This is a genomic window from Larkinella bovis, assembly GCF_042655385.1.
Taxonomy (GTDB): Bacteria; Bacteroidota; Bacteroidia; order Cytophagales; family Spirosomataceae; genus Larkinella; species Larkinella bovis.
Window position 1 is genome coordinate 1257325 of the sequence record NZ_JBHSMA010000001.1, and the last position, 21038, is coordinate 1278362.

Genomic DNA, 21038 nt, shown 5'->3' on the forward strand with positions numbered 1-21038 from the left:
GTGTCTTTCTTGGTATTTTTGCAGGATGTTACCATCTGACACCAACGATCGGCCTTACGAAGACCCGGTTTTGGCCGATCCGGACGAAGAAGAATTGTATGAACATTTCCGCATTGTGGTCGATCCCGGCCAGAATGTGATGCGTCTCGACCGGTTTTTGACCGAACGGCTGCCGAATGCAACCCGGACCAAAATCCAGAACGCCATCGATACCGCATCCGTTAAAGTGAACGGAAACGCGATCAAAGCGAGTTACAAAATAAAACCGCGGGACCTTGTGACGGTTTCGCTGCCGCATCCCCCCCGCGAAACCGACATTTTACCGGAAAACATTCCGCTTTCCATCGTTTACGAAGACGAGGACGTGCTGGTGCTGAATAAACCCGCCGGCATGGTGGTGCATCCGGCCTACAGCAACTGGACCGGTACTCTGGTCAATGCGCTGGTGTATCACTTTCAGAATCTGCCAACGGCCCGCAACGGCAGTATCCGGCCGGGCCTGGTCCACCGTATTGATAAGGACACCTCGGGGTTGATGGTGATCGCAAAAACCGAGTACGCCATGACCCACCTGGCCCGCCAGTTTTTCGAACACACCATCGAACGGACATACAATGCGCTGGTCTGGGGCGAACCCAAGGAGGCCGAAGGAACCATTCGCGGGAATATTGGCCGGAGCCTTAAAGACCGGAAAGTACAGGCGGTTTTTCCGGACGGCAGCCAGGGCAAACACGCCGTCACGCACTATAAGGTATTAAAACCGATGCATTACGTTTCGCTGGTGGAATGTAAACTGGAAACGGGCCGCACGCACCAGATCCGGGCGCATATGCAATTTCTGGGGTACCCCCTTTTCAATGACCCTACGTATGGCGGTGACCGTATTTTGCGGGGCAGTATCAACGGCTCGTACAAAGCCTTTGTCCAGAATTGCTTTGCCCTGATCCCCCGCCAGGCCCTCCATGCCAAATCGCTCGGGTTCGAACATCCCCGCACGCACCAGTGGCTTCAGTTCGATTCCGACCTGCCGGACGATTTCCGGGCGGTTTTGCATAAATGGGAACACTACCTGGAAAACCGGCAATAGACCGTCGGATCCGGTTTTCGGCTTCCGAAAGCCGCTGGTTCACCGGCAGTAGCCTCCCGAAAACCGAAAACTGAAAACCGTATACCATCAACCTCTAAACTACTTACGAATGACCATTCGCAAAGGCATTCCCACCGATGTTCCCCAGTTGTTTGAACTGGTCCAGGAACTGGCGTTGTACGAAAAAGCCCCCCACGAAGTGACCAACACCCCGGAGCAAATGCTGATCGACGGTTTTGGCGAAAACCCGCTTTTTGGCGTGCTCGTGGCCGAAATTGAAAACAAGATTGTGGCGATGTCGTTATATTACTACCGGTATTCGACCTGGAAAGGCAAACGGTTGTATCTGGAAGATATCATCGTCAAGGAGGCCTTTCGGGGGCAGGGTCTTGGGAAAGCGTTGTTTGAAGCCACGATCGCAGAAGCCCACCAGACCCGTTGTACCGGAATGATGTGGCAGGTGCTGGACTGGAACGAACCCGCCATCAATTTTTACAAACAGTTCGGCACCCGTTTCGACACCGGATGGTGGAATTGCCACCTGGATTTTACTAAATAGCCGTACATTCACACCATACAATCAAAGTGCCGGTATGCCAACGGTTCACTGTATTAGTAGACAATGCAAGTCAACAAGAAACGAATCCTGATCCTATCAGGCTGGGTATTCCTGGGATTATTCCTACTCGGCATCCTTGGTGCCGGTATCGCTTACACAAAACGGGAAGCGCTCTTGAAAGAAGGGCTGGAACGGGCCATCCGGAAAGCCAAACGCGATTACGACCTGAATGTTACCATTGGCAATGCCCGGTTTACGGGTTTCTCGACGGTTGCTTTCTCCAACGTTGCCGTTGTGCCGCAGGATCGCGACAGTTTGTTGCGGGTCGAAAAAACCGAGGTCGGCGTCAGCATCTGGCCGCTGATTTTCGGGCGGGTGGCGGTTTCGTCGCTGACCTTGCAAAACGGGCTGGCCCATGTGGTCCGGCGTGACAGCACGACCAATATCGATTTTCTTTCCAAATCCCAGAAAAAGGATTCGCTGACGGATCGTTCGGAAAACACGAACCGCCGGATCGATCTGGCCATCGTGGCCGAAAACCTGGTCGATAACCTGCTGGCCAAAATTCCGGACAACATGGATATCAGGAACCTGGAACTTCGCCTGACGGACAACGACCGGAAACTCCGGTTTCTGACCCAAACCGCCACCATCGACGACGAAGAACTTACCTCAACGATTCGGGTCAATGGCGATGAGTCCGTCTGGCACCTGATGGGCATGGTAAATGCCGACGACCAGGAAGCCAATGTGTCGCTATACGCCGACGGAAAACCGCTCGAATTGCCGTACCTCGAACAACGCTTTAAACTAAAATTACAGATCGACACGCTCCGGGCCGAACTTCGGGATGTAGCCAGTTCGGGCGGAGAATTTAAAATCCAAGGGGCGGGTGCCGTCCGCAACCTGCGCATTCATCACCCGGCGGTGGCCCCCGGCGATGTGGTGATTGAAAATGCCGCCATGGATGCCCATCTGTTTGTCGGGGAGAACTACATCGGCATTGACAGTTCCTCGACGATTTACCTGGGAAAAGCCAAAGCCCGGCCGTTCATTAAATATACGATTTCGCCCGTCAAAATTTACGACGCCCAGATTCATACCGATGCGCTTGAAGCCCAGGACGTCTTCGATTCCTTTCCGCAGGGCCTTTTTGAATCGCTGGAAGGGATGAAAGTGTCCGGCAAACTAAAGTACGATGCCATCCTGCACCTGGACAGTTCGCTTCCCGATTCCGTTCAATTTTATTCGGGTTTGACGCCGGATCAGTTTAAAATCCTGCAATTCGGAAAAGTTGATTTCAGTCGGGTCAACCAGCCCTTCGAACACGAAGTGTACGAAAAGGACAAGCTGGTCCGAAAATTCATCGTCGGCCCGGCAAACCCGGATTTTACGCCCCTGAACGAGATTTCGCCCAACCTCCGGAATGCAGTTTTGACGGCGGAAGACTACAACTTCTTCACCCACAAAGGTTTTAACGAAAAAGCGTTTCGCGTCTCGCTGGCCACCAATTTCAAAACCAAGAAATTCAAGCGGGGAGCCAGCACCATTTCGATGCAGTTTGTCAAAAATGCTTTTCTGAACCGGAACAAGACCCTTTCCCGAAAAGCGGAAGAAATTCTGATTGTCTGGCTTATTGAGAATCAGCGGATTATCAGCAAAGAGCGGATGTTTGAAATTTACCTCAATTTCATTGAGTGGGGCAAAAACATTTACGGAATTGGGGAAGCGTCCCGCTACTATTTCGCAAAACGTCCGGCAAACCTCGACATTGGCGAAAGCATTCTTCTCTCCTACGTCATCCCGTCGCCCAAAGCAACGCTGAGCCGGTTTTATCCGGACGGTTCGGTTAAAACCTACGTTCGTGGCTATTTCAGGCTTATTGGCCGGATTATGGCTTCCCGCGGACTGACACCCTACGACACAACGGCGTACGGTTTTTATGGGGTCCGCTTACGGGAAGGATTACGGCAGGAAATTGCACCGGCTGATTCCATCGAGATTGATTCGCTCATGTTACCGGACGAAGACACCGAAGAGGGCAACAACGGCATTAATGACTTCTTCCGGCGGGTTTTCGGACGCGATCGCGAGGAACCCGAAGTGATCACCCCGCAACAGGAGCCCGCGAATGGAACCGCCGTTCAGGCGGATTCGATCCCCAAAACCCGCCGGCAATTGCGCCGGGAACGACGCGAGCAACGACGCCGGGAAAAAGAACAGCAGGATCAGAATAGTACGCCCTGAGCGGCCAGGATGCTGGTGACTGACCAGGATGAGGACTGTGATTTTTACGGCTGACTCGGTATCAGGCGATTCATTGCCTTCATCCTAATCACACCTGGTCAATCAGCGAAGGAGGTCTGGGCGACGCTGGCGGGTGCGCTCGAGGGCCTTTTCAAACCGCCATTCGTTGATGTTCGCTTCGTGCCCCGACAGGAGAATATCCGGAACCGCGTGGCCTTCAAATTCAGCCGGCCGGGTATAGACGGGCGGAGCCAGCAAATCATCCTGAAAGGAATCCGTCAGGGCTGAGGTTTCGTCGTTCAGAACACCGGGGAGCAGGCGGATAATGGCGTCGGAAATAACCGCAGCGGGCAATTCGCCACCCGATAACACATAGTCGCCCACGCTGATTTCTTTCGTCACAAACAGTTCCCGAACCCGTTCATCGACGCCTTTGTAATGCCCACACAGAATGATCAGGTTCTGGGCCAGCGAAAGCCGGTTTGCCGTTCGCTGGTCAAACCGTTCGCCATCGGGCGTCACGTAAATTACTTCGTCATACGTTCGTTCGGCCTGCAGGGAACGAATACAGCGGGCAATCGGCTCGATTGCCATCACCATACCGGCACCCCCGCCGAACGCATAATCATCTACCCGACGGTGTTTATCCAGCGAATAATCCCGCAGGTCGTGGATCACCACTTCCACAAAACCGCCCTGCTGGGCGCGTTGCAAAATGGAATGGGCAAAAAAACTGTCCAGCAAACGAGGCAGACAGGTTACAATATCAATCCTCATCGAGTGAATCTTCTTCGTCGGCTTCGCCCGAACGGCTACCGGTTTTGGCCGACGGTTCGTTCAGGTACACATCAATCAACCCCTCTGGTAGCCGAACGTGCAGGATTTTCTGCTCCTTATCCGCCGAGGGCGTCAGGGCATCGTTCACCGGAATCAGCACCTCTTTCCCTTCATAATCCATCGCAATCAGGTCCTGCGGTGGTACGTTGTATACCGTCCGCACCGTTCCCAGATCGCCCAGTTTCTCGTCCCGAACCCGGAACCCGACAATTTCGTGGAAATAAAACTGGCCTTCTTCCAGCTCCTCCAGGTTATCGAGTGGTAAAAACAAGTCACAATTGACCAGCTTCTGAGCCTCTTCGATCGTCTCCACGCCTTCCAGCGCCACGATACCCCGGTTTCGGTTTACCGAAATCGATTCAATGAAATACGGTACCAGGTCGCCTTTTATCTCAATCAGTACCGAATCCATTTCGGAATAGATTTCCGGCATATCAACATCCAGAAAAAACACCAGCTCCCCCCGGACGCCGTGGGTTTTGGTAATTTTCCCTAATTGAAAACATTCCTCCTTTGTCACAAATCATTCATTTTACATCCCGAAAATCGGGACAGGTCTGTATAAAACAACAACTGACAGAAACCCATTTCAAGAAACAGACTTCCATCAGTTGTCGGAAAACGTACCTACGGACTGAAATCCGTATTGTGCATCATGCTGACACGGAGGTTCGATCCGTGGGTAGGCATACTAAGCCTGCGCTTCGCCTTCTTCCGTAGCCGGCGCTTCTTCGGATGCCGCTTCTTCAGCGGGGGCTTCGGCTACCGGTTCTTCCACGACGTTTTTCTTCGCGATGGCCTGAGCGCGGGTTTCGTTCACTTTCTTCTCCGCATCCAGACGAGCCTGTTTAGCTTCGGCTTTCTGCTGCGACTTGGTGTCTGCGGCTCCCTGCTTGCGGTTATCCTTACCCTGTTTCCAGTCCTCGAATTTGGCATCAGCCTGCTCCTGCGAGATCGCACCTTTGATTACACCCACCTGGAGGTGTTTTTTTAACATAATTCCTTCGTGCGATAAAATCGAACGAGCGGTATCGGTCGGTTGTGCCCCTTTCAGGAGCCAGTCGATTGCCCGATCGTTTTTCAGCACGACCGTCGACGGATCCGTATTCGGATTGTACGAACCGATTTTTTCAATAAAGCGACCATCCCGTGGTGCTCTGGCATCGGCTATTACGATATCGTAAATAGCCAGTTTTTTGCGTCCCCGACGCGATAAACGGATTTTAACTGCCATTTTATTGGTTTTTATGACTTAGCGGAGCAACGGACCGTTAGGCAGTCAATGCTCCGCCAATAGAATTAGGGGGCAAAGGTACGTATTTTTGTTGAAATTTGTACGAGCGATCCCGAATGGACCACCCGTTTTTTTAGCAAAAACCGCCCCATCCGGGTCCCGCACCTTCTAAAACGCAAAATCCCGGCCGATGCCGGGATTTTGCGTCAGACTGTGGTGGTGTTAACGAGGTTCTCTCGAATCGAACCGCTGCCCAGACTGGTAGTTCGACCGAAGCATGTTCATCGGTACGATTTTGATTTCTACCCGACGGTTTCGCTGGAGATTGTCGCCCGTTGTATTGGGAGCGATCGGCCGGTATTCCCCGTAGTATTCAACGGTTACACGACTCGGATCCGTCAGGCCGGCGCGGGTCAGATACCGCTTGGTAGCATCTACCCGGCGTTTCGACAACTGAATGTTATACCCGTAAGACGCCCGGTAATCGGCATGCCCGACGAGAATGATACCGCAGTTCGTTTTCACGTTCAGCAGTTCGATTACTTTTTTCAGGATATCCTGTGAAGCTGGTCGGATGGTCGCTTTATCCGTATCGAATTCGATGTTGCTAAACAGGGCTTCGCATTCCGGGGCAAACTTGCCGCGCAGGATCGAGCTGATGATACTATCGAGGTTCATCGCTACCCCAGCGCCCGAAACGATGCTTCCGGCGGGTGTGGCGGGTTCCTTGTCAAATAAATCGGCTACGCCGTCATTATCCGAATCGGTATACAGACGCGGGTCAACCGGTTTGGGCATGTTCGCTTTCGCAATCGAATCCGCATCGTTCATAGTCGGATTATACGGATCCTTCAAGAGGTCTTTCGGATCTGCCCACCGCAGGTGATACCGTCCTTTGGCCGGATCGTAAACCCCGTCTTTTCCGACTTTCACGGCATCCTTACCGATTTTGTACGTAATCGACAGCCCCAGACGTGCCCATTTATCCAGACCGGAATCACCCCGGCGCCAGCCATACACGTTATTGGCTTTCGAGTTATCGACGCCCCCAACGGTCATGTCAAGCTTTTCCGTGTTCACATTGTATAACGTAGCATCGAGGCCAATATCGAGACGCGGTGTCAGTTCGTAATGCAGCGCCGTTCCGACCGGAAAGACGAATTCGCGGGTGTAAACCGATCCATCGGACTCCCATTTGCCCTGGGTAACGGAGCTATAATCGCGCCGGTCATTGCTGTAACGAATCATCTGATCGGTCGTCAGGTCATAAACCCGGGTATCAAACCACATCAAACCGGCACCGGCCTGAATGTCCCATTTCCAGCGCTTCAGTTTCTTTGTCCCAAACAGCAACGATTTCAGGTTCATGTTGGCGTTCAGCGTTCCCTGCAGGAAGTTGGAGCGGAACCAGGCGTTGTAGAGCGCAACCTTTGAGCCCCGCAGGGACCCGATGTTAAACTCCGCCGACGTGCCGAAGAGGTGCGACAATTGTTTGTTGATAGACACTCCGACGGCGCCCGTTATTTTCTGCCGGGGTCCTTTTTCGGGAAAAGCCTTAAAGAAACCGTAATTATCCAGATCGCCAAAGAAACGGGAGAACGCGGGTGTGACGGTCACTGACCAGGTATTCATCTTGTAGTCGCCTTCGTACGACCGGCTTCGTGTGGATGGGCTGGCGGAGGAACGGTTAGTGGTGTCAGTTTGGGCATACCCGACGGTCTGGGTCAGAATCAGAAGCGTCAGAGAAGCGAAAATGGAAATTTTCTTCATGAGAACTCAGGTTTAATTCATAAGCCTTTTACGTAGAACAATGCCCGGCAAGCCGGCACTACGGCGGACCGTTACTAACTGGGTACAAATTTAATTTTATCGGCAACTTTCCGCGAAGTAAATCTATAAGCCGGATTCTGTTTCCAGAACCGCCAGTCACGACCGGCGGTTTTAGACTCTTATCATTTATCTCGATTCCGGATCACTCCGAAACTCTATCGATCTACCCGCATCGGCGTCATTCCGGACGAATCCGAAACTACTGGAACGAGTCGCCCCGATTCCGATGCCTATTTGATCTTTCAGCCCATAAGGTTTACCATGCCCCGCCTGTCACCAGCCGGGCGGTAGGCTCTTACCCTACCTTTTCACCCTTACCGAAGCCTGATTAACAGACAACGGCGGTATTTTTTCTGTGGCACTTTCTGTCAGGCCGCCGTTCCCAACGGCCTGCCTTCCCGTTAGGAAGTATGGTACTCTGCGCTGTCCGGACTTTCCTCCCCGGTTTTGTTGATACGACCGGAGCGATAAGACAATTCACTTCGCGTCAGTTGCCATTCCGTGAATACCGCAAATCTATAAATACTTAAGTTCTTTAAAAACCTGGCATCAAAAAACTGCAAATTTTTCGAGCCTATTGTCTAAAAAAATGCGTTCATCCGGGCTTAACTACAATCCTTCGACCTTCAGATCGATCTTTCCGGAGGCATATACGACCGCCAGCATCGATTCCTGTGTCAAATAAACTTGATCCGGCGTTACTTGTTCAAGTTTTCCGTTGATAACAACTCCTTTTGTTACCTGATTGTTCGTAAGTCGTTCCTGAAGCGTTTTTTTTACTTCGTCGATCTGGTTTCCCACCGGAATCGTCAGTTGTTTCTCCAGCGTCCGCGCAAAACTACCCTGTAATAACCAACTGGCGGTTTTATACAGAATATTTTTTGTATCCAGGTCATACTGCAGATCCCGCAGGGAAATGGTTCGGGTCTGGGCATCGTAAAAGGGCTGCCCCCGCAGGTAAATCGCGCCGTTGATACTCCCTTCCAGCGTTGCTTTGATAATCAGATTCGTGTTCTGTCCGTACAAGTCAAGGTGCCTGATCGTTATCTTGTAACGCCCATCCCGAAACTCGTACGTTTTTCCGATAAATTCGTCGGAAACCAGCCGGGCCGCTTCCGCATACGTCGCTTCGCTCAGTAAACCAATCCGAAACTGATTGGAAATTTCTTTTGAGACGCTCAATTCGGGAATAGTAACGGCCGGGTGAACATCCGGTTTGGCCCCGGTCTGGGTCAGTGTGTAGCCTTCAATGCCAATGGTGGAGCGAATAGCACCTTTCTCGAACCGGAAAGGTACCATTATAATGCGCTTGGGAACGATCAGCAACCAGGTCCGGTATTTTTCGGATAACAGATAGGGCTGGCGAACCGTGTTCCAGGCTTTCAGGACCGGTGTCCGCAGATCGATTTCCTTGCGTACCTGATCATCCAGTGTTTTCGTAACCTTGTCCAGGTTTTTGTCAATCATCCGCCCGACGATACTCGTTACCGGGATTTCAAAACCGGCGATTTTCAGGGCCGGTTTTTTCACCCATTCGTAGCCCTGCGCCGAGGTCTGGGTGTGGGCCGTCCAGTCTTTATCGATGGAAAACCGGGTAGCAAACTTCAGGTTGATTTCAAATTCGGTTTCCTGGTACTGCGTAAATCCCAGCACCTTCAACCCGGCTTTGGCCCAGATTCTCAGCGGAACCTGGAAGAAAAACAGGCTATCCTGCGCCGTCACGTGAATCGGTGCCCGTTTCCAGACTTTCGTCATGAACTGATCGTTATCGTTATCAGTCAGACTATTATCTTCGTAAATCAGGCCGGTAACCTGACTATTGATTTGCCGCTCGACATCGGCCAGCGCAATGGATACGGGAATGTTGACAGTGGATAGAAATTTGTCGTTCTGTACCTCCATTTTTGTAACCGAATAAGCAGCTTTTGGCGCTTTCGGGCTGGTCGTTGTACCTGGTTGACACGCCTGTACAACCAGAAAAAATAGCACCAGATATCGGGATGGGGTCAAGGTAGCGAAAATATTTTTATTTAATCTTAACCCGGGTCGCCCCATATCCAAATTTTTCCTTCTGCGCATCTTCAAAATAGGCCACTGCGGGATTTTTGCCCAGTCGCCGGTGCAATTCGTCCCGTAAAACGCCATTGCCCACGCCATGAATAAACGTTATGTCGTCCATCCCGCTTGCAATCGCATTCTCCAGTTTTTTTTCAAATTCCTTTAACTGGACCTGCAGCAATTCCGCATTCGTCCGCGCCCCAAAACCGCCCGGCAGCAGTTTCTCGATATGCAGGTCGATCAGCGACGACGGGCGCTCCACCACGGACGGTTCTTTTTTGTTCGACTGGCCCAGCAGGCTGTTGCGCAAAGCCGCAGCGTTTACCCCCTTCTCGTTTTTCTTCGGAGCCGCTTCTTTCGCCGGTTCGTCCAGGTCCAGCTGATACACATACCCGGCTTGATTCAGCACCGGAACGGTATTATTGCTGGCCTGAAAACTCTGCGCCCGGCACTTGATCCGTTTGATCAGCGGTTCCCGCAAGGTGGCCGCACCGCGCCGAAACCACACGCCCTGAACGAGAAACGTGGGCCAGTTTTCGAACCCGGAAAGGGAGTATTGCTGCACCAGCCGGGTAAACGACCGGGCTTTTAAAACGTCGGCGTGGAGGCCGGAATAGCGGTTTTCCCGCTCTTCGCCGATGGTAAACGGCATATCCCAGTCCGTGTTGTTGGCCAGATAAATCGCCAGTATTTTCGAACCGCCGACCTCGCTTTGTGGCACGAAGGCGAGATAAATGCCGGTATTCGAAAGAATGTCGGACCGGGTCGATTTCTGGGGTTCCAGACCGGGTTCGCTTTGAAAGCGTTGCGCTTCCATCGGCGAAACGACCACAATTTCCGAACGCAGCACCGGAATCCGAAACCCATCCTCAATTTCAATTTCAACCTGATTGCCGGGCAGAAACCGGGTCACAATCCCCTGCTCCTTTGCCCGAAGCATCCGTACTTTATCACCAATGTTCATACGTAAGTAGTAGTAGCCCGGACCAGCGTCCGTGAGAGCTTTTATTTTCTGAATTACGAGAGCGGTTTTCCCAGCCCCACTAAAATTTAAAAATACAAGGCATGAAACCGAAGCCCGTTCCGACCGTTGTATTCGAGGGTCGGTGCGGGAACTTTCAGCGTATTTAACAAAAAGAACACGGTTTTCAGCATCTTGTTCCGGGTTTTTATCCGGGTAAAATCAACATCCAGGGAAAGATAGTACTGCCGGTAAGGCCGAAATCCCCGTTCGACGCTTTTATCGAATTCAGCCGCTACCATGTCCTGAATGCCGTACCCGGCCGCAATATTCAACCATTTCGGGAATTTAGAATCCCTACCGGCAAAGGCCGCCGGGTTGACCGACAGCCAGTAGGCCTGGCCGTTATAATCCTTCAGCCAGCGGTCTGTTCGCTTTTTGCCCAGCAATTCCGGGCGTTCTTTGGCCAGATGCGTGTAATGAAACGAGAATTTCGGCTGAATCCGCAACTCACCCCAGGTCAAATACTGACCGGTATAAAGCGCCGGGCCCGCAATATTAGCGACCATATCGCCCACCGAAAAACCATATTCCGGCGAAAAACCGTCCAGAATTTCAATCGGCGTTTGAAAAATCAAACCGGTCAAACCCGCATACAGGGCGGCTTTGCGATCGGTCAGGCCCGCCCACCGGTAGGCCTGTGCCGACACGCGGGCAATCTGGTAGGCGGTGACCATGTGGCCCACCTTATCAATCTGCAACCATTCATGGTTATCGTTGAAGAAATGAAAATTCCGGAGTGGATTGTTGTACCAGGCCTTGCTCAGCCCGTAAAGGGTGGTACTGTACACCACCGCTTCTCCGATTATTAAACCGCGCAGACGGCAATGATAACAGGGTTGGGCATCCCGCTTCGTCGAGTCCTGAGCAGTAGATACCGGCAGGAAAAGCGGACAAAACGAAAGGATGAGCACCAGGAGGGATATCCTTCCGATACCGTTTCTCTTCAGCGTCTCTCCCTTTTCTACTCCGCAATTAATACGCACCATGATATTTTCGCAAACCCCATTCGGCGCTGATGAGCAGCACAATCAGGAAGAAAAGCCAGCGCAGATTAATCAATTCGTTTAGTTCTTCGTTACTGCTCAATCGTCCCGGCGGCTTGCGCTTGACCAGGTCGTCGGCCAGGGATGCCAGGGATGCCGCATTGTAAAACCGCCCGCCGGTTTGTTGGGCCAGTTGCCGCAGCATCAGGTGATCGGCCGTCGTGTTAATGGCTTCAAACTGCTGTTCCCGCACGATAAATTCACCGGTTGCGGTTTCGGCCCGGCCATTCAGCGAAGCCGTGGCCCGGAACCGGTAAACGCCTTCGGGCAAATTGCTCACTTCGAACCGCGTGTTGCTGGCCGTCGGGGTATAGTTGAAACTCCGGGGAACCGCCCGTTCGTTGGTGATTTCCAGACTCACCGGCCGATCAAACAGTTTCTCGTAAATGTCATTGTACATTTCCGTTTCAAAAACCACTTTCTCCCCGAACAGAAACTCGTTCCGAACCGGGTACACCCGCAGTTTCCGACGGTCTTCCTTGATCGAAACCAACTGCATGACTTTCTGAAACAACTCATCGACCACCGCCTGATTATCCGTCAGCGCGAATTCTTCGAGTCGCCATTCCCACAGCCCTTCGCCCGCCAGGACGGCCGCTTTGCGTTGAGCGGAGCTATTGATTGCCAGCAACGGTTTGCTGGTCCGGACGCTGCCGACCTGTTGCCATAACACCACTTCGCTGCCCGGCGACAGCTTGTAATCGCCAAACGGAACCAGCACCGGCGGCAGGCGATCCAGCAGGGAGAGTTTCTGAGCATCCAGGTTCAACTGCCGGAAATCCGCGTTAAACCGTCCGGTTACCTTATCGGTTTGCCCCCCACCGGCCACAATCTGCATAACCGGATTCTGGGTATTGAACGCCGACAAACCGGATTGCGTCCCGACAATGAAAAGAACCGGGGTGTTCTTTTGTAACGCCCGCTGAACGGCCGCAGCGCCCGCATTCTGGTTGTCAGGCAACTGGTGTAAAATCACCAGGTCGTAGGTTTTGTCCGGAATGTCGGCCGTTCCGCCGTTGACAATCCGGATATCCAGTTCGTAATTCTGGTTTTTCTCGATAATACTCCGCAAGGCTTTAACGTCCGGGTGCGGACTCAGCGCCAGTAACAGAATTTTCTCCTTGCCGTCGATGATGTCGATATACACATCCCGGCGGTTGTTGCGGGGGGTAAATTCGCCACTCTGCGGCAACACTTCAACGACGTAGTGCTGCATGCCTTTCTGGCTGGACGACGTCTGAAAGGTCAGTTGCTGAAATGTTTCCGGGCGGTCGAAACTGACGGTTTGCCGCCCCAGTTCGCGCCCATTCTGGCGCAGGACGACGGTGCCGGTTTTTCCCTGAAACCCGTAGCTGGTCACTTCCGCCTGAATCGGAAACTGGTTGCCGAGGTAGGCAATTTTATTGGCAATGGCATCTTTCAACTGCACATCCCGTTTCGGAATCGTATCCCCCACCCCCACGGTATGCAGGGCAAAGTTGTACCGCCCGAACGTCGGGGAAAGCCCCTGATTGGCGATCCCGTCCGAAATCAGCACCACGTCGGTCAGATTCCGGCCCTCGTAGGCATTCCGAATCCCGCCGAGCATGTTCGACAGGTTGGTAGTCCGCTGGGTAAACGGAATCGTTTTCAGATCGCCCGTCGCCAGGCTATCGTTCAGGGTTTGAACCGCCACCTCGATATCTTCGCTCGTCAACCGCTCGCGCAGTTCGTTAGCCGCTTCGAGCGCCCGGTCGAGCTGCGCCCGGCCTCCCACCGTCATCGACTCCGAATTATCCACGGCCAGCACCACTTTCGGTTTTTCCGTAATGGTCTGAACGCTCCGAATGAGTGGGTTGAGCAACAGAAAGCAGACGACGCTGACCACCAGAAACCGGAAGCCTGCCAGAGCGAGCCGCATTCGTTGGGTCCATCCTACATCCCGCTGATACAAGGCAAAGGCATAAACGGCCCCGACCGCCAGACAGAGCAGTAACCACCAGGGTGACGATTGAAAATAAAGTTCGGAGCGCATTTTTTTGAGTTAAGAATTAAGAATTATGAGTTAAGAGTTAATAAAGAGCGCACCAGCGAACTCTTAACTCGTAACTCTTAACTCAATCTAGGTTAGCATTCCCCCGTCGACCTGCAGCACCTGGCCGGTGATATAGCGCGACAGGTCGGAAGCCAGGAACAGGGCACAATCGGCCACTTCTTCCGGTTGGCCACCGCGTTTGAGCGGGATGGACTGCTTCCATTCTTCCATGGCTTTTTCGTTGATTTCGCCGGTCATTTCGGTTTCAATAAAACCGGGTGCGATGGCATTCGAGCGAATATTGCGCGATCCCAGTTCCAGCGCCACCGATTTTGTAAAACCGATGATCCCGGCTTTGGAGGCCGCATAGTTCGCCTGTCCGGCATTGCCACGAATCCCGACAACCGACGTCAGGTTGATGATGGAGCCCTTTTTGGCTTTCATCATCGGTTTGATCACGGCTTTGGTCAGGTTAAAGACCGACTTTAGATTAACGTTGATAACGGCATCCCATTGTTCTTCGCTCATCCGCATTAACAACCCGTCACGCGTAATGCCGGCATTGTTCACCACGGCATCGATCGTACCAAAATCGGCGACAATCTGGCTGGCGAGTTCTTCGGCGGCTTTGTAATCGGAGGCATCCGAACGGTACCCTTTTGCCTTGATGCCATAAGCCGACAGTTCGGCTTCCAGCGCCTGACCTTTTTCAACACTGGATAAATACGTAAAAGCGATATGGGCGCCCTCCTGGGCAAAACGGATGGCGATGGCCCGACCGATGCCCCGGGAAGCTCCGGTGATCAACGCAACTTTTCCTTGAAGTAAACTCATGAAGTAAAAGTGAGTAACGAGGGTTAAAAAGATTGGCCGCAAAAATAGTAGTATATATTCGATCATCCGACTACTTTTGCTCGAAACGTTGCAAAGTCCTGAACGACATTTCCTTCGTTTCACCCGGGCGGAAACGGAAGACCCTTTCCGGAGCAACTCGAACCCTTGATTTCTTCACCGTAATTTCTACCATAAGCGCATGATACGTTTTGCATTGATCTGTCTGACCATCTGTTTCAGCCTGCAGAGTATCGCCCAGCAAATTCACTCCCATAACGACTACGAAAAACCGGAACCGCTGACAGCCGCCATCCGTAACCGCGCCGGGTCTATTGAAGCCGACGTTTACCTGGTTGACGGTAAGTTAATGGTTGCACATGAAAAATCCCAAATAAAGCCCGGCCGTACGCTGGATTCGCTGTATTTAAAGCCGATCGCCACCTTGTTTGCCCAGAACAAAAGCCGGTATTCGGCCGGCGGATCCGTCACGAACGAACGGAAATACACCTTTCAGTTGCTGATCGATATGAAAGATAACGGTGTCGAAGCCATCCGGGAACTGGAAAAAGCCGTGGCTCCGTACCGCACCTGCTTCGACCGGACGATGAATCCGATGGCCATTCAACTGGTAATCAGTGGCAACCGCCCGCCCATTCCGAACTGGGTAGATTACCCGGCCTATCTCCTGTTCGACGGCCGGCCGAGTGAATTGTACGACGATGAAACGATCAAGCACGTGGCCCTGATCAGCGATTCGTTTCAGAACTATTCGCGCTGGAATGGTGAAGGGGAACTCCCCGAGCGTGACCGGGAAACGCTCAAGCGGTTTATCAAACGGGCGCATCACGACAATAAGCCCATCCGGTTCTGGGGTGCTCCCGACAACCCGAATGCCTGGAAACAGCTTGGTAAAATCGGCGTTGACTTCATCAATACTGACCAAGTGGAAGAATGCGCGAAGATGTTGAAATAAACCGTTAGCCAGTAAAATAATCTCCCCGGCGGCTACTACTTTATTCCATCTCTTTGTACTGTAACCCGTTGAATAAGCCCTGGAAGTATACGGACGATCGAAAACTTTGGGAAGCCTTTCGCCAGGGCGAAGAAGCTGCGTATGCCCAACTCTACGAACAATATGCGCCGGCTTTGTATAGTTATGGGATGAAAATTGCGCGGGACGAAGCACTGGTCAAAGACTGCATTCAGGATTTGTTTATTCATCTCTGGAACAACCGCCGAACCCTGGGGCAGGTTCAGGCCATCAAATTTTACCTCAGCAGTTCGCTCCGGCGCGATCTGATTCGCAAACTCCAGCGAAACAAAACCACTTCGCTCGACGCAGCCATAACGTATGATTTTGACGTTTCCCTGGATTTTGAAACGATGCAGATTCAGGATGAAATCGCCCAGGAACAGCTATCGCGGTTAAATCGCGCCCTCCAGCAATTACCCACCCGCCAGAAAGAAGCCCTCTACCTGAAATACTACGAAAATCTCTCCTACGCTGAAATTGCCGACATGATGGCTATCACGCCGGGGGTTGCCTACAACTTTGTCTACCGGGCACTGTCGGTTTTGAAAAAATACCTGCTGACCCTTCACTTTCTCCTTCTCCTGACCGCCGAAAGCTCCCCCAGCAGTCCGGACGGTTCCATTTAATTCCGTTTTTTTGTGGAGTTCAAAAAAAATTAATCCCGGAAGGTGGAAAACCGGGTGGGAGTTCCTCTTACCCTTGTAAGCACGGTGCTAACCAAGACTTCCCGACCCGATGGACTATTCTTTTTACCAGGCTGAAGATTTTGCGGCTGACGAAACATTCATCCACTGGGTACTGGAACCCAGTCCGGAAAGCACCGCTTTCTGGCAGAGCTGGCTGACTCAACATCCCGAAAAAAAGCAAACTCTGGACGAAGCCCGGACGTTGGTGCTTACGATGCGGTTTAAAGTTGATCTACCCTCGACGGAATTGTTGGCCGATATGTGGGAACACATCGCGGTTCGTCGGCAACGGGTTTCGCCATTCCGCCGGATTTTCGTTTCCGTGCAACGCTGGCAGGTGGCCGCTTCCGTGGCATTTTTACTGCTGGTAGCCGCCGGAACCGGTTACTGGCTCTCCCAACCGAAAGAGGTCGCAACCCGCTCCGGTGAATTTCGCACGGTCGAATTACCCGATGGATCACTAATAACGCTGAACGGCAATTCACGACTCCGGTACAATCGTTTCTGGGACAACGAGAAATCGCGGGAAGTCTGGCTGGAAGGTGAAGCGTATTTTGAGATTCGAAAAAAACCGCGACAGGGCGCTTACTCCCGGTTCATTGCGCACGCCGGAAATGCCAGCATTGCGGTTTTAGGCACCAAGTTCAACGTAAAAAACCGCCGGGGTCGCATTGAGGTGATGCTCGAAGAAGGAAAAGTTCAGCTGAACCCTAACGAACAACAGAATCAGCCCGCTATTACGATGAAACCGGGGGATGTGGCATCCATCCAATCGAATACCGCCGTTTTGCTGAGCCGCCCCCCCATGCCCGAAAGCTATACGGCCTGGAAAGAGCGAAAACTGGTCTTTGACGATCTTTCTCTGCTTGAGATTTCCGAGATGCTACAGGAAACGTACGGTGTACAGATCAAATTCGCCGATCCCGAACTGGCCCAGCTTCGGTTGAAGGGGAAACTGTATGTCAAAAGCGTCGACACTGCCCTGGAAGCAATGACCCAACCATTTGATCTGCACTACTCGAAGGACGGAGATGTTGTAGAAATCCGTCAACGATAATTCACATTTTCTGCCATACATGCTCTAAACCCGTACTCGTATGCGTACACTCCAATTTCTACATCCCATCAAAAATGGTATTATTCTGCTACCGTTTTGCCTCTTTCCGCTACTTTCTCCGGGACAGACTATTTCCTTTGCCCGAAATTCGAAAACAGTTGTGCGTCAGGAACCGGACAAACAGCCCAAATACCGGCAACTTAGCGAGGTTTTGAAGGAACTGGAAGATCATTACCAGGTTGCGTTTGTCCACAGCAGCGGTTTGACAACCGGTAAAGTGGTGGGAGTCGAAACGTCGCTCTACAAATACAAGCTGGAAGGTACCCTGCAACGCCTGCTGGCCCCCCTGGGCCTGAAATTCAGTAAAATTGGCGATCGCTCGTACGTCATTTTTGTCAACAAGATTAAACCGGCTCCATTGGATAAACCGGTGGAAGAAACCGTTCCGGTCCGAAAACCGGTAGAAAATCCGTCATCTTTCTTGACGGAACCGGCCAACTCCCCCGAAAGTCCCCCGGTTTCAATTGCCTTTACGGTTTCGGGACGGGTAAACGATGAAGCCGGGAATGTACTGCCCGGTGCTACGGTTTTACTCAAGGGAAGCACCAACGTGGGTACGGCCACCAACGCCGATGGTCGATTTGTGCTGACACTGCCCGACGGAATGGGCATCCTGGTGGTTTCTTCCATTGGCTACACTCCCAAAGAAGTCCCGGTCAATAACCGCGCAACCATCGACATTAATCTAGTCCCGGATGTCAAACTTTTGAATGAAATTGTGGTGGTAGGCTATGGGACCCAGCAGAAAAAAGACCTGACCGGAGCCATTGCATCGGTAAATTCCAAACAGATTCAGGAGGTGGTGGCTACCAATGCCGTGCAGGCTATTCAGGGCCGGGTGCCGGGCGTTACCATCAGCCAGAACAACTGGAACCCGGGGGCCGAGGCTACGGTCCGGGTGCGCGGAACCCGCTCATTCCGGGCTTCCAACGATCCGTTGTATGTGATCGACGGTATTCCGATTGCCCGGGGCCTCAATGAAATCAACCCGTCCGATATCGAGTCGATGGAAGTTTTAAAGGATGCTTCCGCAACCGCCATCTACGGGTCACGGGGGGCCAACGGCGTTATTCTAATCACCACCAAACGCGGCAAATCCGGCAAAACATCCGTCAATTACGACGGGTACGCGGGGATTCAGCAACCATTACGCCAGCTGGATATTATGAACGGGGGGCAATACGCGGAGTTCGTGCGGGAAGCCTACCGAAACCGGACAGCGGCCCCGTATGCTTCGCCAACGCCTACCCAGGCCGAAGACAAAAAGCTCGTTATTTTCACGCAGGATCCGTATGTTCTGGAATCGGTGATGATGGGCTACGACGATCAGGGCAACTACAACCCCAACAACGTCCGCAGTTTTAACTGGGTGGATGCCGTCATGCGCCAGGGATCGATTCAAAACCACCAGCTATCGGTCAGTGGTGGCACGGAAAAGACGAAAGCCCTCTTTTCGGGTTCGTATTTTGGCAACAAAGGACTGCTTAAGAATCAGGACTATAACCGCTACAGCATCCGGCTCAACCTCGATCACTCCCTGAGCCAGAACGTCAAAATCGGGGCGTCATCGGTTGTGTCCTCCGTTCTGGAAAACGCCGGTTCCAACCTGTATGGAACCGCTCGCCAGCAAAACCCGCTGGCAACACCTTACGCCAGCGATGGTAGTTTGTTGCTGAATCCGGGCAACGATAACCTGGCCGTCAATCCGCTCCTCGACATTGAAGGCATCATCAACGAACACCGGCGCAACCGGGTCATCACCAGTTTATTTCTGGAAGCAAAAATCGTAGATGGACTCCGCTACCGGGCCAATTTCGGCTACGATTACCGCACCGCCCGCGATGGCCGGTATCAGAACGTCCGTTCGTCGCCCCGCAACGGCAGCTCGTCGTGGGCCGAATACGGGGGCAACAACGCCAAGGGATTTACCCTGGAAAACCTGCTGTTTTACGACCGTTCCTTTGGCGACAAGCATAAAGTGAGCGTTACGGCCCTGCAAAGTATTCAGACCGACCGGTTTGAGGAAAATCTGGCTACGGTAGAAGGGTTGCCGTATGATTATCAGAAATTCTACAACATCGGTTCGGCCACCACCGGCCTGGGCGTTCGGAGTAACCTGACCGAATGGAAAATGCTATCGTGGATGGGCCGCCTTAACTACAGTTTTGCCGGAAAATACCTGCTGACGGTTTCCGGCCGAAGCGATGGCTCGTCGGTACTGGCTGCGGGTCGCAAGTATGCCTTCTTTCCGTCGGCAGCTTTTGCCTGGCGGATTTCGGACGAACCCTTCATGAAAACGGTTTCGTACGTGGATGATCTGAAACTGCGAATTGGTTATGGCAGAACCGGTAATTCATCGATTTCACCCTACCAGACCCAGGGTTCCCTGACCCTTTTGCGGTATGCCTGGGACGAAAAAGTAGCCCTGGGGTACGTGCCGAGCGGCATTCCCAATTCCCGGCTTTCGTGGGAAACCACCGGCCAGATCAATTTAGGACTGGATTTCAGTCTGTTTAAAGGACGCGTCAGCGGGTCCATCGATATGTACCGCCAAGACACGAAAGATTTATTGATGGACCGCCAGCTTCCCATTGTTTCGGGTTTTGGTAACATTCTGGAAAATATTGGCCAAACCCGCAATAAAGGACTTGAAATTGGTGTTTCCAGTATCAATCTTGATAATAAACGGGGCTTTACCTGGAGTACCGACGTGGTTTTCTCCCGCAACCGGGAGGAGATTGTACAGTTGTATGGCGGAGCCCAAAGTGATATCGGCAACACCTGGTTTATCGGACAACCAATCAGTGTTTATTATGACCACCAGTTCGAAGGCATCTGGCAAAATTCGGATTCGGACAAAGCCGAAATGGCCAAGTTTAACGCCAACGGACACAACTATACCCCCGGTTTGATTCGCCTGAAAGACCAGAACGGTGATTACAAAATCAACGCGGAAGATCGGATCATTCTGGGCAACAACCGCCCTAAATGGACGGGAAGTTTGAGCAACAACCTGTCGTACAAGAACTTTGATCTAGCCTTTCAGTGGTATGCCAGTTGGGGTGCTATGGCCTTTTTCGACAAAGCACTTCGGCTCGAGGGCCGTTGGAATACCGTGAATGTGAATTACTGGACACCCACTAACGGCAGTAACGAGTATCCTAAATCAAGCACCAACTGGGAGACGCCCCCCGACGTCGGAACCCTCTATTATCAGGATGGTTCTTTTCTTCGGCTGAAGTTTTTAACCATCGGGTATAACCTGCCCAAAGAGCTGGTCAATCGGTTAAAATTGAACAAAGTCCGGGTTTATTTCTCCGCTCAGAATCCTTACCTGTATACGAAGTTCGACGGTTTAGACCCCGAAGGTGCCCAAGGATTTGCCGCTCCGAGTCCCAAAACATTCATGGGCGGCCTCAGTATCGGCTTGTAAAT

At 52.3% G+C, this 21038-nt stretch carries 16 protein-coding genes and 1 other RNA gene; 7 read left to right on the top strand and 10 right to left on the bottom strand.

The genetic code is table 11. From position 1 onward, the window contains the following. The first annotated feature begins 25 nt into the window (after positions 1-25). From ACFPMF_RS05295 to ACFPMF_RS05305, 3 genes are all read left to right on the top strand, one after another. Complete coding sequence (locus ACFPMF_RS05295) at positions 26-1087, top strand: RluA family pseudouridine synthase (RefSeq protein ID WP_379841852.1); 1062 nt, start codon at positions 26-28, stop codon at positions 1085-1087. Between the two features lie 109 nt (positions 1088-1196). After that, positions 1197-1646 (top strand): GNAT family N-acetyltransferase, encoded by a 450-nt coding sequence (locus ACFPMF_RS05300; protein WP_379841854.1) that lies wholly within the window; start codon positions 1197-1199, stop codon positions 1644-1646. A 63-nt stretch (positions 1647-1709) separates the two neighbouring features. Next, positions 1710-3893: a transglycosylase domain-containing protein gene (locus ACFPMF_RS05305; protein ID WP_379841856.1), complete on the top strand. Its 2184-nt coding sequence runs from the start codon at positions 1710-1712 to the stop codon at positions 3891-3893. A gap of 102 nt (positions 3894-3995) precedes the next feature. On the opposite strand, the gene trmD is transcribed toward ACFPMF_RS05305, so the two are convergent. The 10 genes from trmD to fabG form a co-directional block, all read right to left on the bottom strand. Continuing rightward, positions 3996-4670, bottom strand: a complete 675-nt coding sequence (gene trmD, locus ACFPMF_RS05310) for a tRNA (guanosine(37)-N1)-methyltransferase TrmD (protein ID WP_379841858.1) — start codon at positions 4668-4670, stop codon at positions 3996-3998. Beyond that, entirely contained in the window at positions 4660-5250 is a 591-nt protein-coding gene (gene rimM / locus ACFPMF_RS05315) for a ribosome maturation factor RimM (RefSeq protein ID WP_379841860.1), read from the bottom strand. The genes trmD and rimM overlap by 11 nt, the downstream gene beginning before the upstream one ends. Before the next feature lie 171 nt (positions 5251-5421). Then, entirely contained in the window at positions 5422-5964 is a 543-nt protein-coding gene (locus ACFPMF_RS05320; protein WP_379841862.1) for a 30S ribosomal protein S16, read from the bottom strand. A gap of 222 nt (positions 5965-6186) precedes the next feature. Continuing rightward, positions 6187-7734, bottom strand: coding sequence for an OmpA family protein (locus ACFPMF_RS05325; RefSeq protein ID WP_379841864.1), 1548 nt, complete (start codon positions 7732-7734; stop codon positions 6187-6189). Positions 7735-7844: 110 nt separating this feature from the next. Beyond that, positions 7845-8278, bottom strand: an RNA gene (gene rnpB, locus ACFPMF_RS05330) — RNase P RNA component class A. Positions 8279-8403: 125 nt separating this feature from the next. Beyond that, positions 8404-9696: a DUF4403 family protein gene (locus ACFPMF_RS05335; RefSeq protein WP_379841866.1), complete on the bottom strand. Its 1293-nt coding sequence runs from the start codon at positions 9694-9696 to the stop codon at positions 8404-8406. A 124-nt stretch (positions 9697-9820) separates the two neighbouring features. Beyond that, positions 9821-10816 (bottom strand): Smr/MutS family protein, encoded by a 996-nt coding sequence (locus ACFPMF_RS05340; RefSeq protein WP_379841868.1) that lies wholly within the window; start codon positions 10814-10816, stop codon positions 9821-9823. Positions 10817-10902: 86 nt separating this feature from the next. Then, positions 10903-11787 (bottom strand): DUF2279 domain-containing protein, encoded by an 885-nt coding sequence (locus ACFPMF_RS05345; RefSeq protein ID WP_379841870.1) that lies wholly within the window; start codon positions 11785-11787, stop codon positions 10903-10905. A gap of 61 nt (positions 11788-11848) precedes the next feature. Then, on the bottom strand, positions 11849-13933 hold the full coding sequence (locus tag ACFPMF_RS05350) for a vWA domain-containing protein (RefSeq protein WP_379841872.1): 2085 nt from the start codon (positions 13931-13933) through the stop codon (positions 11849-11851). 87 nt (positions 13934-14020) lie between these two features. After that, entirely contained in the window at positions 14021-14767 is a 747-nt protein-coding gene (gene fabG, locus ACFPMF_RS05355; protein ID WP_379841874.1) for a 3-oxoacyl-[acyl-carrier-protein] reductase, read from the bottom strand. A gap of 199 nt (positions 14768-14966) precedes the next feature. Between fabG and ACFPMF_RS05360 the strand changes: the two genes are divergently transcribed. From ACFPMF_RS05360 to ACFPMF_RS05375, 4 genes are all read left to right on the top strand, one after another. After that, positions 14967-15740 (top strand): phosphatidylinositol-specific phospholipase C/glycerophosphodiester phosphodiesterase family protein, encoded by a 774-nt coding sequence (locus ACFPMF_RS05360; RefSeq protein ID WP_379841876.1) that lies wholly within the window; start codon positions 14967-14969, stop codon positions 15738-15740. A gap of 68 nt (positions 15741-15808) precedes the next feature. Next, positions 15809-16426, top strand: coding sequence for an RNA polymerase sigma factor (locus ACFPMF_RS05365; RefSeq protein WP_379841878.1), 618 nt, complete (start codon positions 15809-15811; stop codon positions 16424-16426). Between the two features lie 109 nt (positions 16427-16535). Continuing rightward, entirely contained in the window at positions 16536-17543 is a 1008-nt protein-coding gene (locus tag ACFPMF_RS05370) for a FecR family protein (RefSeq protein WP_379841880.1), read from the top strand. 40 nt (positions 17544-17583) lie between these two features. Continuing rightward, positions 17584-21036, top strand: a complete 3453-nt coding sequence (locus tag ACFPMF_RS05375; protein WP_379841882.1) for a SusC/RagA family TonB-linked outer membrane protein — start codon at positions 17584-17586, stop codon at positions 21034-21036. The last annotated feature ends 2 nt before the right edge of the window (positions 21037-21038 follow it).

Bases quoted from the DNA above. Each gene is read 5' to 3' on its own strand.
- ACFPMF_RS05350 (WP_379841872.1), bottom strand. From the start codon at position 13,933: ATGCGCTCCGAACTTTATTTTCAATCGTCACCCTGGTGGTTACTGCTC.
- trmD (WP_379841858.1), bottom strand. From the start codon at position 4,670: ATGAGGATTGATATTGTAACCTGTCTGCCTCGTTTGCTGGACAGTTTT.
- fabG (WP_379841874.1), bottom strand. From the start codon at position 14,767: ATGAGTTTACTTCAAGGAAAAGTTGCGTTGATCACCGGAGCTTCCCGG.
- ACFPMF_RS05320 (WP_379841862.1), bottom strand. From the start codon at position 5,964: ATGGCAGTTAAAATCCGTTTATCGCGTCGGGGACGCAAAAAACTGGCT.
- ACFPMF_RS05360 (WP_379841876.1), top strand. From the start codon at position 14,967: ATGATACGTTTTGCATTGATCTGTCTGACCATCTGTTTCAGCCTGCAG.
- ACFPMF_RS05325 (WP_379841864.1), bottom strand. From the start codon at position 7,734: ATGAAGAAAATTTCCATTTTCGCTTCTCTGACGCTTCTGATTCTGACC.
- ACFPMF_RS05300 (WP_379841854.1), top strand. From the start codon at position 1,197: ATGACCATTCGCAAAGGCATTCCCACCGATGTTCCCCAGTTGTTTGAA.
- ACFPMF_RS05375 (WP_379841882.1), top strand. From the start codon at position 17,584: ATGCGTACACTCCAATTTCTACATCCCATCAAAAATGGTATTATTCTG.
- ACFPMF_RS05340 (WP_379841868.1), bottom strand. From the start codon at position 10,816: ATGAACATTGGTGATAAAGTACGGATGCTTCGGGCAAAGGAGCAGGGG.
- ACFPMF_RS05295 (WP_379841852.1), top strand. From the start codon at position 26: ATGTTACCATCTGACACCAACGATCGGCCTTACGAAGACCCGGTTTTG.
- ACFPMF_RS05370 (WP_379841880.1), top strand. From the start codon at position 16,536: ATGGACTATTCTTTTTACCAGGCTGAAGATTTTGCGGCTGACGAAACA.
- ACFPMF_RS05335 (WP_379841866.1), bottom strand. From the start codon at position 9,696: ATGGAGGTACAGAACGACAAATTTCTATCCACTGTCAACATTCCCGTA.
- ACFPMF_RS05305 (WP_379841856.1), top strand. From the start codon at position 1,710: ATGCAAGTCAACAAGAAACGAATCCTGATCCTATCAGGCTGGGTATTC.